We start from the raw sequence: 13,519 nt of genomic DNA, 5'->3' as shown, positions 1-13,519 counted from the left end.
CGGCCGATCAGGCCGGCGGCAGCATTCCTGGAGCGGTGTTCGGATCGACCGGAACCGGGACGCCGACGGCGGGCCGCGGCGGTGCGGCGTTCGGGTCGGCCGGCGGCGCGTTGGGATCGGCCGGCGGCACAGGTGCGTTCGGGTCGGCCGGGGGCGGCGGCGGCGGGGCCCAGGGCCGGATCGAGTTGGCCAGGGTGACGGCCTCGCCCTGCGGCACCGGATTGGTCGCCGTGCCCAGCCACACCACGAACCAACGCTCGGGGGTGCGCTGTCCGCGCGGCGTGCCCGGCGCGACCGGAGCCCCGACCACACCCGCCCAGATCTGACCGTTGGGCTTGTTGGTGTCGGTGAACTTCACCTCGTAGTACGACGCGACGCCGGTCATACCGTTGGCGTCCAGGGGGACGACCTGCTGGTTGACCCGGGTCCCCGGGAACGGCATGAAGAATTCGCCCATATCGGACGCGAGCCGCTGCGCAGCCTTGGTGTTGTCGGTCTCGGCGCCCGCGAACAGCTTCAGGTCCAACCGGCCCAACAGCACGCTGGTGTCGTTCGGCGGCTGGGCGTCCGGCGGCGAGCCTTCCGGCGGGAGCTTGGACAGCAGCGCCTGGCCGTAGGACAGCTGCGTGGCGTCCGAGACCTTCCAGCCCGCGGGGACGACGTAGCTGAAGCCGCCGGCGGCGTTGTCGACACGTCCGGGTTCGGGCGCGGGGGCCGCCGGGGCTTCGGGCCCGGCCGGTGCCGGCGCGTTCGGGTCAGCCGGCGGTGGTACCGGTGCGTTGGGGTCGGCCGGCGGGGTCGCGGGTGGCGCGGCAGGCGCGGGTGCGTTCGGATCAGCGGGCGGTGCCGGTGCCGGTGCCGCCGGAGCGTCCGGAGCCGGAGCCTGCGGGGCGCCGACCGCGGGAGGCGGCGGGGCGGGCGTCGGCGTCGGCGCGGGCTGAGCGTTGGCGATGCCCGGCAGGGCAAGGGCCGCGGCCAGCGCGGCGGTGGTGGCGCCGGTCACGACGGAGCGTCGAATCGACGTCGGGGTGCCCGCGCGGCGGTGCGGAAACACATTCGGCTGATCCATGGTCATGAAACTACCGTGTTGCAGCCGTGACGCAAGTGCGGGGTGGTCAAATTGTGCTGAATTGTTACATTGCTGCGGTGCTATTGCCGCTGATAGCGGCTATGTAGCGATTTGCTGGCACCGCGGAACAGCCCGCGCGTTGCGCGGGATCGCGGGAGATGGTGTCCGGTCGTGTGTGATGTCTCACCCGTACGTCGGCTTTCGCCCCGCTCGCGTTACCGCGGCGGCGTGCCGGGTTCCTGATATAGCTACTGTCCAGTAACATTGGCGGCGCTCGCTGAGTTCAGCGCCGAACGCTCAAGAAGGGGGCCACGATGGACGTGCTGGTCACAGGCTGCGATACCGATCTGGGACGCACGATCGCCGAAGGCTTCCACGAGGCCGGCCACACGGTGCTCGTCGGCGGCCGTCGCCGCGACGAACTCGAGGTCCTCGCCAAGGAACTCGACACGGACGCCTACGTCTTCGACAACACCGACCCCGCCTCCGTCGGTGACCTGCACGGACAGGTCCCCGCACACCTCGACGCCATCATCAACGTACCGGCGCCCACCTGGGTGGGCGGCGACCCCCGCGCGTACACGCTGACCGATCACGCCGCTCAGTGGCGCGGCCTGTTCGACGCGAACCTGCTGGCGTCCGTGCTGACCGTGCAGGTGCTCGGCGATCACATGCGCTCCGGCGGATCCATCATCACCGTCATCCCCGATCTCCCGGAGGAGGGCGGCGCCGCGTCGGCGGTCAAAGCGGCGGTGTCCGACTGGACCGCCGGTCTGGCGAACCATTTCGGGATCCGCGGTATCACCATCAACGCCGTCGCGGTCGGCCGCGGCGTCGAACCCGGCTACGACGGAGTCGGCGCCACACCGCCACCGGCCAGCACCGAGATCTCCCGCCTGTCGTTGTTCCTCACCACACCCGCCGCCCGGCACATCACCGGACAGACGCTGCACGTGAGCCACGGGGCGCTGGCGAACTTCGCCTAGAAGTCAGTCCAAGCGGGCCCGAGTCTGACTTTATTCCGCGCTTCGCGGCGGGTGAAACGCACGACGGCGACCCGTCCGGGCTGCGTAGGGTCGGTCGGGTGAGCATTCGACTCGGACTCCAGATCAACAACTTCTCCTACGGCACCGGCGTTTCCGACCTCTTCCCCACCGTCGTCGCACAGGCGAAGGAAGCGGACACCTCAGGGTTCGACTCGGTGTTCCTGATGGACCACTTCTACCAACTGCCCGGAATCGGGACGCCCGACCAGCCGATGCTGGAGGCGTATACCGCACTCGGCGCGCTGGCCGCCGCCACCGACAGCGTCCAACTGGGCACGCTCGTCACCGGCAACACCTACCGCAACCCGACGCTGCTGGCCAAGAACATCACGACGCTCGACGTGATCAGCGCGGGTCGTGCGATCCTCGGCATCGGCACCGGTTGGTTCGAGCTCGAACACGACCAGCTCGGCTACGAGTTCGGAACCTTCACAGATCGCTTCAACAAGCTCGGCGAGGCGCTGCAGATCATCCTGCCGATGATCAAGGGTGAGACACCGACCTTCTCCGGCGAGTACTACAGCGTCAAGGACGCGATGGCCAATCCCCGCTTCCGCGAACACATTCCGCTGATGATCGGCGGCAGTGGCGAGAAGAAGACCATTCCGTTGGCCGCACGGCACTTCGACCATCTCAACGTGATCGCCGGATTCGACGAGCTGGCCCGAAAGATCGACGTCGTCACGCAGGCCTGCGAAAAGATCGATCGGGACCCGTCGACGCTGGAGACCAGCATGCTGATCGGCGCGCTGACCGGTGACGGCGTCTCGCCCGACATGATCCCGGAGGACTTCAGGCAGCGGATGGTCGCGGGCACCCCGGAACAGATCGCCGAACAGGTCCAGTCCAAGGTTCTCGACGCCGGGGTCGACGGGGTCATCCTCTTCGTGCCGACCCAGACCGTCGGCTACCAGCCCGGCCAGATCACCGCGCTCGGCGAGGCGCTCAAGCCGCTGGTCGCGGGCTGACGGAGGAACAACTCGGGACATCTGGCGCGGTAAGGCACGTCACCGCGCCACCCGGAAGGTCAGCGACTAGGATTTTCGTTGATCTGAATGGGTAAAGAAGGTACCCGAGGCAGGTCCGTCATCGAGGACCTCGTTAGGAGTAGCAATGAGCCATCCCGGAGCGACTCCATCCGATCGCCACAAGGTGGTCATCATCGGATCGGGCTTCGGTGGGTTGACCGCGGCGAAGGCGTTGAAGAAGGCCGACGTCGACATCAAGATGATCGCGCGGACCACCCACCATCTCTTCCAGCCGCTGCTCTACCAGGTGGCGACGGGGATCATCTCCGAGGGCGAGATCGCCCCGGCGACCCGCGTCATCCTGCGCAACCAGAAGAACGCGCAGGTGCTGCTCGGCGACGTCACCCGGATCGACCTGAAGACCAACACCGTCCGGTCGGAACTGCTCGGCCACACCTACATCACGCCCTTCGACAGCCTGATCGTCGCCGCGGGCGCCGGCCAGTCCTACTTCGGCAACGACCACTTCGCCGAGTGGGCACCGGGGATGAAGTCCATCGATGACGCGCTGGAACTGCGCGGCCGCATCCTCGGTTCGTTCGAGCAGGCCGAACGGTCCAGCGACCCGGCGCGCCGCGAGAAGCTGCTGACCTTCGTGGTCGTGGGTGCCGGCCCGACCGGTGTCGAAATGGCCGGGCAGATCGCGGAATTGGCCGATCACACCCTCAAAGGCGCGTTCCGGCACATCGATTCGACCAAGGCCCGGGTGATCCTGCTCGACGCCGCTCCGGCAGTGCTGCCGCCGATGGGTGAGAAGCTGGGCAAGCAGGCGCAGAAGCGCCTGGAGAAGATGGGCGTCGAAATCCAGCTCAACGCGATGGTCACCGACGTCGACCGCAACGGCATCACCGTCAAGGATCCCGACGGAACGATGCGCCGCATCGAGGCCGCGTGCAAGGTGTGGTCGGCGGGCGTCTCGGCCAGTCCTCTGGGCCGCGACCTGGCCGACCAGTCCGGTGTGGAGCTCGACCGTGCCGGCCGTGTGAAAGTTCTTCCGGACCTGTCCATCCCGGGCCATCCCAACGTCTTCGTCGTCGGCGACATGGCAGCCGTCGAGGACGTGCCGGGCATGGCGCAGGGTGCGATCCAGGGCGGCCGCTACGCCGCCAAGGCGATCGCCGCCGGCCTCAAGGGCGCCGAAGTGTCGGAACGGGAACCGTTCAAGTACTTCGACAAGGGCTCCATGGCCACGGTGTCGCGGTTCAGTGCCGTCGCCAAGATCGGTCCACTGGAGTTCGGCGGCTTCATCGCGTGGCTCTCGTGGCTGGTGCTGCACCTGGTGTACCTGGTCGGCTTCAAGACCAAGATCGTGACCCTGCTGTCGTGGACGGTGACGTTCCTGTCGACCAAGCGCGGGCAGTTGACGATCACCGAGCAACAGGCCTACGCGCGAATACGACTCGAGGAACTCGAGGAGATCGCCGCGTCCGTTCAGGACACGGAGAAAGCGGCCAGCTAGCGCGGCCGCTGCCGTCAGGGACGGCTGTGCAGTCTGTCGCCTTGCCAGGTCGACAGGCCGCCTCCCCCTGCCAGCTCGAGCGTCGTGCCCGCGGCGTCGGTCGCCACGTGCGGGTACCGCAGTTCGCTGACGCACGCCCGGGGGGCGGCGAGGTCGTCGTCGGCGTACGAGCCGTGCCCGAGTTCCACCCGATGTCGCAGCAGTGGTCTGCCGTCGACGTCGGCATGCAGGGATCCTGACCAGAAGCCTTGCCGCTCACCGGTTCTGCCGATCTGGATCCGTTCGCGCACCCGGACGGCTCCGTTCGCGGCCAGTGTCAGGTGCGTCGCTGCGTGGTGGCGTGCCGTCGCGGCGACGATCGTCGGCTCAGGGTCGAGGTCGAGCTCGCCGGCGACCTCGAGGGTCCAGGTGGCGTGGGATTCGACGGTCGCCGCGCCGGGCAGGGCGACTGTGGCTGCCACGGTGCGCACCGAGAGCCGCGCCCCGGATTCGACGACGACGCGCATCGAGATCGCGTCGCCGCCCAGCGGCGTCGCCACCGACGACACCAGATGCACGGTGTCGGGTTCTGTGCGCCTGCCTGCGATCCCGCCCCTGCTCTCGATGTGCGGGGGCAGGCCGGGCCGGGCGACGATGAGGACGTCGGAGCGCATTCAGACGGCCTGTGCCACCCTGAGCTGCTCGCGGACCCAGCCCAGAACCGGCGTCGCGGCGGGATCACCGGTCAGCGAGATCAGCTCGAAGGGCCGCTCGCCGCGGACCGCGGCGGCATCCCTGCGCATCACGTCCAGATCGGCGCCGACCAGCGGGGCGAGGTCGGTCTTGTTGATCACCAACAGATCCGAGAACGTGACCCCCGGTCCGCCTTTACGGGGCACCTTGTCGCCACCGGCCACATCGATCACGAAGATCTGGACATCGACCAGTCCCGACGAGAAAGTCGCCGTCAGATTGTCCCCGCCCGATTCCACCAGGATCAGGTCGAGGTCATCGTGGCCGGCGATCAGATCGTCGATCGCATCCAGGTTGGCCGTAATGTCGTCGCGTATGGCAGTGTGCGGGCAGCCGCCGGTCTGTACCGCGGCGATGCGGTCGTCGGGCAGCACGGCGTTGCGCCGCAGGAAGTCGGCGTCCTCGGTGGTGTAGATGTCGTTGGTCAGCACCGCGAGTGACAGTTCCTCGCGCAGCTGCCTGCACAACGCGGCGACCAGGGCCGTCTTGCCGGAACCGACGGGTCCGCCGACCCCGATGCGCAACGGCTCGTCCGGTCGCCGGGCGCGGCGGGGGCGGTCGGCGTGACCGTGTGGCTGACCGTCCAGGAAATGCGGTGGCATGTCGGCAACTTTCTCTAGGAAGCGAACAGCGGTCGTTCGCGCTCGGCGTGGCGCTGCGCGAGTACATCGAGCAGAGGATCGGACAGGTCGGCGAGACCCTTCGCGGCCTCGGTCGCGGTCTGGTCGCACAGCGAGGACAGCTCGAACGTGACCGCGGCGACGTCGCCGGGGTCCAGCGCGAGCAGTCGTTGCGCGGCGGTCGCCGAGCCCGTCATCGTGGTGTACACCAGCGACAGCGCGGTGTGCTCGGGTGCCAGTCCGCTCGCCGCTCCGACCGCCCCGGCCGCCACCGCCAGATGCGGTGTCGGTCCCAGCGTGTCCCAGTCGTGATCCGGCCATACCCGCCGCGCCAGCCGGACCAGGCCCCGGCCCTGTGCGCGTGAGGCCTGCCGTGCCGCCGGAGCCGGTGTGCGCGCGTCGGTTTCAGCGTCACCGGCCTGTCCTGCCGCGGCGGAGAGGGACCCGCGGTGCACAGCCGCGGCCAGAGAGGCGGTGACCAGACCGGTCGTTCTGATGCGCCGCCGCAGGAACGCTTGCAGTGTTGCGAGGTCGGCGACCAGGCCGCTGCTCACCGCTTCCTCCACTCCCCCCGAATGAACGTGGCCACCTGTCGGCAGCCTCGAGTCGGACAGGGCCAGCAGGGTCGTCAAATGCGTCATCGTGAACACCGATCCCGGCTAGAACAGGAAGTAGCGCTGTGCCATCGGAAGTTCCTCCGCGGGCTGCTCCTCCCAGACCTCCCCGTCGATGCGGACGGTGAAGGTGTCCGGATCGACCCGGATGTCCGGGGTCGCGTCGTTGCCCGGCATCTGGGCCTTGCCGACACCGCGAACGTTGCCGACCGCAACGAGCTTGCGGTTCACGGCGATCCGGTCGGCGAGACCGTCTTCGACGGCCTGTGGCGCGACGAAATGCACCGATGTGTGGGCTGCCGCGGCCGGGGCCGCACCGAACATGGGACGCGGCAACACCGGCTGCGGTGTCGGAATCGACGCGTTGGCGTCGCCCATCGCCGCCCACGCGATCATGCCGCCCTTCACGACGGCGTGCGGACGCACCCCGAAGAACGCGGGCTCCCACAGGACCAGGTCGGCGAGCTTGCCGACCTCGACAGACCCGATCTCGCCGTCGAGACCGTGCGCGACGGCCGGGCAGATGGTGTACTTCGCGACGTAGCGTCGCGCGCGGTTGTTGTCGGCGCGGGTGTCCCCCGCCAGGTTGCCCCGTCGCCGTTTCATCACATGCGCGGTCTGCCATGTCCTCATCACGACTTCGCCGATGCGGCCCATCGCCTGCGCGTCACTGCCGATCATCGAGATCGCGCCGATGTCGTGCAGCAGGTCCTCGGCCGCGATCGTCGACGGCCGGATCCGGCTCTCGGCGAATGCGAGATCCTCGGGGACCCGCGGGTTGAGATGGTGGCACACCATCAGCATGTCGAGATGCTCGTCGAGGGTGTTCACCGTGTGCGGGCGGGTGGGATTGGTCGAGCTGGGCAGCACATTGGGATGGCTTGCCACGGTGATGATGTCGGGTGCGTGCCCACCGCCGGCACCCTCGGTGTGATACGCGTGTATCGAACGGCCCTTGATCGCGGCGAGCGTGTCCTCGACGAAGCCAGCCTCGTTGAGGGTGTCGGTGTGGATGTTGGCCTGCACACCGGCCTGTTCGCACACCGTCAGGCAGGCGTCGATCGCCGCGGGGGTGGTGCCCCAGTCCTCGTGCAGTTTGAAACCCGCTGCGCCGCCGCGTAGTTGCTCCCACATCGCCTCGCTGCTGACGGTGTTGCCCTTGCCCAGCAGCGCGACGTTCATCGGCCAGGTGTCGAGCGCCTCCAGCATCCTGGCCAGGTGCCATGCACCCGGGGTCACGGTGGTGGCCTTGCTGCCCTCGGCCGGGCCGGTCCCGCCCGCGATGATGGTCGTAATCCCACCACCGAGCGCTTCCTCCATGATCTGCGGGCAGATCAGGTGCACATGGCAGTCGATCGCGCCCGCGGTGACGATGCGGCCGTTGCCCGCGATGATCTCGGTGGACGGCCCCACCACCAGCGCGGGGTGCACCCCCGACATGATGTCGGGGTTACCCGCCTTCCCGATCCCGACGATACGACCGTCACGAATGCCGATGTCGGCCTTGATGATTCCCCAATGGTCCAGGATCACCGCGCCGGTGATGACCGTGTCGGGGGCGCCGTCGGCGCGCGTGGCCCGTGACTGGCCCATCGATTCGCGCAGGACCTTGCCTCCGCCGAAGACGGCCTCGTCGCCGGCCAGACCGGGTCCGCCGCTGCGGTCCTCGGTGATCTCGATGAACAGATCGGTGTCTGCCAGCCGGATGCGATCCCCCGTCGTGGGTCCGAACAGTGCCGCGTAGTGGGTCCGGGTGAGCCGGGTCATCGCGATCCATCCAATCTGCCGGGCGGGTCGAGACTCAGTCCGTGCACCTCTCTGGTGCCCCGCAGCGGAACGAGGCGAACCTGCTGCGCCACACCGGGTTCGAACCGGATCGCGGTGCCTGCGGCGATGTCGAAGCGGTATCCGTGCGCGGCCGCCCTGTCGAACTCCAGCGCGCTGTTGGCCTGCGGCACGTGGACGTGGCTACCGACCTGCACCGGTCGGTCACCGGTGTTCACGATTTCCATCTCCAGCCGCGCCGCGCCGGGATTGATCTCGATGTCGCCGTCGCCGAAGACGATCTCGCCGGGTATCACTGCCTGCCTGCTCTCACGGGATCGGGTGGTGGACGGTCACGAGCTTCGTGCCGTCGGGGAATGTCGCCTCGACCTGGACGTCGTCGAGCATCTCCGGGACACCCACCAGGACGTCGTCGCGACCGAGAACGTCTCGGCCGCTGATCATCAACTCGGCGACGGTGCGGCCGTCGCGCGCCCCTTCGAGGATGTGGTCGGTGATGATCGCGACCGCTTCGGGATGGTTGAGCTTGAGCCCGCGGGCCTGGCGGCGGCGGGCGAGTTCGGCGGCATAGGACAGGAGCAGGCGTTCCTGTTCAGGCGGTGTCAGACGCATAACGGGCGATCCTGCCAGACCGGACCCCGGTCAGCAGCGCACTCGATTGCTGGAGGACGCTACGCGTCGGGCAGGTTCTGGAGCCGCACCTGGCCCCGCGCCACCGTCTTGCCCGCCTCGTCGGTGATGGTGATCAACCAGAGCTGCTGGCGTCGGCCGCGATGGATGGGCGTCGACGTCGCGGTGACCGTTCCCGAGCGGATCGCCCGCAGGAAGTCGGTGTTGTTGTTGACGCCGACGACCGTGCCTCCACCGTTCTGGCCCAGCCATACGTGTGCCGACACGCTGGCCATGCTCTCGATCACCGCGCAGTACACACCGCCGTGCACGATCCCCCACGGCTGTAACAGCTTCTCGGTGATCTCGAGTTGCGCGCGCCCGCCGTCCGGCGACATCTCCAGGTAGGTCAACCCGAGTTCTTTGTCGAAACCGTCGCCGAGGCCGTCAGGAACTTCACTCACGCTTGGAGTTCTACACGCCCACCGACGATTTCCTGAAATGGAGAAGGGCCCCACGCGATGCGTGGGGCCCTTCCTTCGGTCGGACCGGGGGTCTCTGCAGCCCTCAGGACTCCGGCGCGGTCCGGTGGATCCGAAGTTCGGGATCAACCCGACCTCCATAGGATAGGCAACCCTTACCTAATTGAGCAAGACCTTCGTCCCGGCGGATCGGGTAACGCCGCGAACCGGCAGGCCGAAGCTGACAAAGGCGTCGAGAACGGCCTGTCCGCGCCGCATGCTGACGATCTCGCTGGATCCCGCGAGCAGTGGGACCTGGGTCGCGGCGTTGACCACCGCGCCCCCGACGATGTGCCACATCGCCGAGACGGGCATGGCGCCGCCGCTGACCGCGGCGAGCCTGGTGAACAGCGGCCCCAGTGCCCGATGGCTCCGGTGTGCCACCCATGTGGTCAGCGCGGCCTCACTGGGCAGCGCGACGATGCCGCTCTGTCCCGTCGAGGCCAGCGAGTCGTCGGGCAGGGCGCGCAGGGTCGGATCGACCACGCCCACCCAGTCGATCGCGCCCTCGGAGTCGACGTGCACCCAGAGGTTCTCCGGGCCGGTGTCCCACGCCCGGCCTTCGAGGGCAAGCAGCGGGATGACGCGGCCGACGACGACATGGGCGAAGGTCGCGGCCAACTGTTGGGTGACGGCGGTGCGACTGTCGGTCTCGGCCACTCCGGTGTGGAACATCCGGTCGAGGCGGTCCGTCGTCAGGATCTCGGTCAGGGGCCACCAGCGTCGTCGGGACAGGTCCCCCATCACCGCCACCCCGTAGACCCGCGGACATTCGCGGTACATCTCGCGCAGACGACGGCTCGATTCGTGGATGGGCAGGGTCTGCCCGATCGACATGCTGGCGATGAGTGGATCCTCGACAACGACTGTCACGGGCACCTCGCGATCTGGGTAGGGCTTACCGATTTAGGTTAGCCTTACTATAGTCAGGCTGACCGAAGGGGCTAGAACCTGTGACTGGACTCACACGACCGGACGGACGCGCCCGCACACGCCGTGACGTTGGTATCTCCGAAGTGCGCATCTCCGGCGATCGACCTGCGCCGAGACTTGATACGACGCGCGGTAGTAATCCCGTAGTACGCTTTGATCGACTGCCGGCAGGAGGTGAACGGAAGATGGCCAAGCTGACTCGACTCGGGGAGCTCGAGCGCTCCGTGATGGACCACCTGTGGTCGTCCGGGGAGCCTCAGACCGTGCGCCAGGTGCACGAAGCGCTCTCCGCACGCCGCGACCTCGCCTACACGACGATCATGACCGTGCTGCAGCGACTGGCGAAGAAGAACCTGGTGGTCCAGCATCGCGACGACCGGGCCCATCGGTACGCACCCACCCACGGACGCGACGAACTGGTCGCCGGCCTGATGGTGGACGCCCTCGACCAGGCCGCGGATTCGGGCAGCCGGGAGGCCGCCCTCGTGCACTTCGTCGAACGCGTCGGCGCCGGTGAGGCGGCTGCATTGCGCCGCGCCCTGGCCGAACTGGAAGACAAGCACCCGACAGACCGGCCCGCTGGCGATTCACCCACCGCCTGAGGGACACTTACAGCGTGTCCGCGCTGGCCTTCTCCCTCCTCGCGTTGCTCCTCTCGGGGCCGGTGCCTGCGATGCTGGCGCGAGCAGCCTGGCCACTGCGCGCTCCGCGGGCAGCGATCGTGCTGTGGCAGTCGATCGCGGCGGCCGCGGTGCTGTCGGCGTTCTCCGCCGGAATCGCAATCGCGAGCAGGCTTTTCGTACCCGGTCCCGACGGCAGGCCCACCTCGACGATCGTCGGTGAGATCGCGGTCCTGGGGTGGCCGTTGTGGACCGCCTACGTCGTCGTCTTCCTGCTGACACTCGTCGTCGGCGCCCGATTGGTCGTCTCGGTACTCAACGTCGCGGTCGCGACCCGGCGACGCCGGGCACACCACCGGATGGTCGTCGACCTCGTCGGGGCCCACCACAGCCGCACCCGCTCCCGCAGCAGGCTGCGCGTCCTCGACGTCGACGAACCGCTGGCGTACTGCCTTCCGGGTGTCCGCAGCCGCGTCGTCGTCAGCGAGGGGGCGCTCAAGACGCTCGCCGACAACGAGATGTCGGCGATCCTGGAGCACGAGCACGCCCACCTGCGTGCCCGCCACGACCTGGTACTGGAGATGTTCACCGCGGTCCACGCGGCCTTTCCCCGGCTGGTGCGCAGCGGCCACGCGCTCAACGCCGTCCGCCTTCTGATCGAACTTCTCGCCGATGACGCCGCGGTGCGGGCCGAAGGGCCCACGCCGTTGGCCCGGGCGCTGGTCGCGTGCGCGTCCGGCCGCGCTCCCCGCGGTGCGCTCGCCGCGGGCGGGCCCACCACCGTGGTGCGGGTGCGCCGGCTCGGCGGCAAGCCCAACAGCAGGATGCTCGCGGCGGGCGCCTACGCCGCGGCGGCGGCGGTGCTGGTCGTGCCGACAGTCGCGTTCGCGGTCCCGTGGCTCAACGAGCTGCATCGGTTGTTCCTCGTCTAGGGACCCGCCCGGGTTCTCTTGCGAAAAACCTGTCAGAAGCTGTGTCGCAGTAAGAGATCGAAAGGGTTTTGTCTATGAGCTCGTCCGGAACCACGGGTAGCGCCCAGATCGGCGTCACCGGTCTGGCGGTGATGGGATCGAACATCGCGCGCAACTTCGCGCGGCACGGCTACACCGTTGCTCTGCACAACCGTTCGGTCGCCAAGACCGACGCGCTGCTCGCCGAGCACGGTTCGGACGGGAATTTCGTGCGCAGCGAGACGATCGCGGAGTTCCTCGATGCGCTGGAGAAGCCGCGCCGGGTGCTGATCATGGTCAAGGCCGGCGACCCGACCGATGCGGTGATCAATGAGCTCGCCGACGCGATGGAAGAAGGCGACATCATCATCGACGGCGGCAACGCCCTCTACACGGACACCATCCGGCGGGAGAAGGCGATCCGTGAGCGGGGGCTGCACTTCGTCGGCGCCGGCATCTCCGGTGGTGAGGAGGGCGCGCTGAACGGGCCGTCGATCATGCCGGGCGGCCCGGCCGAGTCCTATGCCTCGCTGGGGCCGCTGCTCGAGGAGATCTCGGCCCACGTCGACGGCGTGCCGTGCTGCACCCATATCGGCCCCGACGGTGCGGGACATTTCGTGAAGATGGTGCACAACGGCATCGAGTACTCCGACATGCAGCTCATCGGTGAGGCCTACCAGTTGCTGCGCGACGGGCTGGGCAAGAGCGCCCCCGAGATCGCCGACGTGTTCGACGAGTGGAACGCCGGCGACCTGGACAGCTTCCTGGTCGAGATCACCGCCCAGGTGCTGCGCCAGACCGACGCCACGACCGGCACGCCGCTGGTCGATGTGATCCTCGACGAGGCCGAGCAGAAAGGCACCGGCCGCTGGACGGTCAAGTCGGCCCTGGATCTGGGCGTGCCGGTGACGGGCATCGCCGAGGCGGTGTTCGCCCGCGCGCTGTCGGGCTCGGTGGCCCAGCGCAAGGCCACCACCGGCCTGGCGTCCGGGGATCTCGGTGAGAAACCCGGCGATGCAGAGCAGTTCGTCGAGGACATCCGGCAGGCGCTGTACGCGTCGAAGATCATCGCCTACGCCCAGGGCTTCAACCAGATCCAGGCCGGCTCCGACGAGTACGACTGGGACATCAAGCCCGGTGACATGGCGCGAATCTGGCGGGGCGGCTGCATCATCCGGGCCAAGTTCCTCAACCGGATCACCGACGCCTTCGACAACGACCCCGATCTGCCGACGCTGATCGTCGACCCGTACTTCCGCGACGCCATCGAGGCGGCGATCGACAGCTGGCGCCGCGTCGTGGTCAAGGCCACCGAGCTGGGCATCCCGATCCCCGGCTTCAGCTCCGCGCTGTCCTACTACGACGGTCTGCGCACCGAGCGCCTGCCCGCCGCACTGACCCAGGGGCTGCGTGACTTCTTCGGCGCGCACACCTACGGCCGCATCGACACCGACCGCGAGAAGCGCTTCCACACACTGTGGAGCGGCGACCGCACCGAGGTCGAGGCCTAACCTTCCTCCCGCGAGCAGTCGC

General features: G+C 68.4%; 15 protein-coding genes. 6 read left to right on the top strand and 9 right to left on the bottom strand.

Annotated elements, in window-relative coordinates; genetic code table 11:
• Positions 1 to 7: 7 nt before the first annotated feature.
• Complete coding sequence (locus DYE23_RS14820) at positions 8 to 1,069, bottom strand: APA family fibronectin-binding glycoprotein (protein WP_041800743.1); 1,062 nt, start codon at positions 1,067 to 1,069, stop codon at positions 8 to 10.
• A 314-nt stretch (positions 1,070 to 1,383) separates the two neighbouring features.
• Here DYE23_RS14820 and DYE23_RS14815 point away from each other — a divergent pair, with 314 nt between their 5' ends.
• From DYE23_RS14815 to DYE23_RS14805, 3 genes are all read left to right on the top strand, one after another.
• On the top strand, positions 1,384 to 2,055 hold the full coding sequence (locus DYE23_RS14815; protein ID WP_011894206.1) for an SDR family oxidoreductase: 672 nt from the start codon (positions 1,384 to 1,386) through the stop codon (positions 2,053 to 2,055).
• Positions 2,056 to 2,153: 98 nt separating this feature from the next.
• Complete coding sequence (locus DYE23_RS14810) at positions 2,154 to 3,083, top strand: LLM class F420-dependent oxidoreductase (RefSeq protein ID WP_011894207.1); 930 nt, start codon at positions 2,154 to 2,156, stop codon at positions 3,081 to 3,083.
• Positions 3,084 to 3,228: 145 nt separating this feature from the next.
• Positions 3,229 to 4,602, top strand: coding sequence for a type II NADH:quinone oxidoreductase Ndh (locus DYE23_RS14805; protein ID WP_011894208.1), 1,374 nt, complete (start codon positions 3,229 to 3,231; stop codon positions 4,600 to 4,602).
• A 14-nt stretch (positions 4,603 to 4,616) separates the two neighbouring features.
• Here DYE23_RS14805 and DYE23_RS14800 read toward each other — a convergent pair whose 3' ends face one another.
• The 8 genes from DYE23_RS14800 to DYE23_RS14765 all read right to left on the bottom strand — a co-directional run bounded on the left by DYE23_RS14800 (position 4,617) and on the right by DYE23_RS14765 (position 10,356).
• A complete protein-coding gene (locus tag DYE23_RS14800) occupies positions 4,617 to 5,255 on the bottom strand; it encodes an urease accessory protein UreD (RefSeq protein WP_115327506.1) in 639 nt (212 codons plus the stop codon).
• The gene (ureG, locus tag DYE23_RS14795; RefSeq protein ID WP_115327505.1) at positions 5,256 to 5,936 is read right to left on the bottom strand and encodes an urease accessory protein UreG; all 681 of its coding nucleotides are present in this window, start codon (positions 5,934 to 5,936) and stop codon (positions 5,256 to 5,258) included.
• 14 nt (positions 5,937 to 5,950) lie between these two features.
• On the bottom strand, positions 5,951 to 6,595 hold the full coding sequence (locus DYE23_RS14790) for an urease accessory protein UreF (protein ID WP_115328972.1): 645 nt from the start codon (positions 6,593 to 6,595) through the stop codon (positions 5,951 to 5,953).
• Positions 6,596 to 6,613: 18 nt separating this feature from the next.
• Complete coding sequence (locus DYE23_RS14785) at positions 6,614 to 8,335, bottom strand: urease subunit alpha (protein WP_115327504.1); 1,722 nt, start codon at positions 8,333 to 8,335, stop codon at positions 6,614 to 6,616.
• Positions 8,332 to 8,649, bottom strand: a complete 318-nt coding sequence (locus DYE23_RS14780; RefSeq protein ID WP_011894213.1) for an urease subunit beta — start codon at positions 8,647 to 8,649, stop codon at positions 8,332 to 8,334. Before DYE23_RS14780 ends, DYE23_RS14785 begins: the two co-directional genes overlap by 4 nt.
• Before the next feature lie 13 nt (positions 8,650 to 8,662).
• Positions 8,663 to 8,965, bottom strand: coding sequence for an urease subunit gamma (locus DYE23_RS14775; protein ID WP_115327503.1), 303 nt, complete (start codon positions 8,963 to 8,965; stop codon positions 8,663 to 8,665).
• A 59-nt stretch (positions 8,966 to 9,024) separates the two neighbouring features.
• Positions 9,025 to 9,426: a PaaI family thioesterase gene (locus tag DYE23_RS14770; RefSeq protein WP_011894215.1), complete on the bottom strand. Its 402-nt coding sequence runs from the start codon at positions 9,424 to 9,426 to the stop codon at positions 9,025 to 9,027.
• Between the two features lie 177 nt (positions 9,427 to 9,603).
• Complete coding sequence (locus DYE23_RS14765; RefSeq protein ID WP_115327502.1) at positions 9,604 to 10,356, bottom strand: iron reductase; 753 nt, start codon at positions 10,354 to 10,356, stop codon at positions 9,604 to 9,606.
• A 245-nt stretch (positions 10,357 to 10,601) separates the two neighbouring features.
• On the opposite strand from DYE23_RS14765, the gene DYE23_RS14760 reads away from it, so the two are divergent.
• From DYE23_RS14760 to gnd, 3 genes are all read left to right on the top strand, one after another.
• Entirely contained in the window at positions 10,602 to 11,018 is a 417-nt protein-coding gene (locus DYE23_RS14760; RefSeq protein ID WP_011894217.1) for a BlaI/MecI/CopY family transcriptional regulator, read from the top strand.
• Positions 11,019 to 11,032: 14 nt separating this feature from the next.
• A complete protein-coding gene (locus DYE23_RS14755) occupies positions 11,033 to 11,968 on the top strand; it encodes a M56 family metallopeptidase (protein ID WP_115327501.1) in 936 nt (311 codons plus the stop codon).
• Between the two features lie 74 nt (positions 11,969 to 12,042).
• Positions 12,043 to 13,497 (top strand): NADP-dependent phosphogluconate dehydrogenase, encoded by a 1,455-nt coding sequence (gene gnd, locus DYE23_RS14750; protein WP_115327500.1) that lies wholly within the window; start codon positions 12,043 to 12,045, stop codon positions 13,495 to 13,497.
• Positions 13,498 to 13,519 lie beyond the last annotated feature (22 nt).

This window comes from Mycolicibacterium gilvum (assembly GCF_900454025.1).
Lineage (GTDB): Bacteria > Actinomycetota > Actinomycetes > Mycobacteriales > Mycobacteriaceae > Mycobacterium > Mycobacterium gilvum.
Note: the sequence above shows the minus strand (reverse complement) of the source record. Positions and strands in the feature narration are given on the sequence as shown.

Excerpts from the sequence above, each read along its gene's own strand:
- DYE23_RS14820 (WP_041800743.1), bottom strand. The coding sequence starts at position 1,069 with ATGGATCAGCCGAATGTGTTTCCGCACCGCCGCGCGGGCACCCCGACG.
- DYE23_RS14815 (WP_011894206.1), top strand. The coding sequence starts at position 1,384 with ATGGACGTGCTGGTCACAGGCTGCGATACCGATCTGGGACGCACGATC.
- DYE23_RS14805 (WP_011894208.1), top strand. The coding sequence starts at position 3,229 with ATGAGCCATCCCGGAGCGACTCCATCCGATCGCCACAAGGTGGTCATC.
- DYE23_RS14800 (WP_115327506.1), bottom strand. The coding sequence starts at position 5,255 with ATGCGCTCCGACGTCCTCATCGTCGCCCGGCCCGGCCTGCCCCCGCAC.
- ureG (WP_115327505.1), bottom strand. The coding sequence starts at position 5,936 with ATGCCACCGCATTTCCTGGACGGTCAGCCACACGGTCACGCCGACCGC.
- DYE23_RS14790 (WP_115328972.1), bottom strand. The coding sequence starts at position 6,595 with ATGACGCATTTGACGACCCTGCTGGCCCTGTCCGACTCGAGGCTGCCG.
- DYE23_RS14785 (WP_115327504.1), bottom strand. The coding sequence starts at position 8,335 with ATGACCCGGCTCACCCGGACCCACTACGCGGCACTGTTCGGACCCACG.
- DYE23_RS14775 (WP_115327503.1), bottom strand. The coding sequence starts at position 8,965 with ATGCGTCTGACACCGCCTGAACAGGAACGCCTGCTCCTGTCCTATGCC.
- DYE23_RS14760 (WP_011894217.1), top strand. The coding sequence starts at position 10,602 with ATGGCCAAGCTGACTCGACTCGGGGAGCTCGAGCGCTCCGTGATGGAC.
- gnd (WP_115327500.1), top strand. The coding sequence starts at position 12,043 with ATGAGCTCGTCCGGAACCACGGGTAGCGCCCAGATCGGCGTCACCGGT.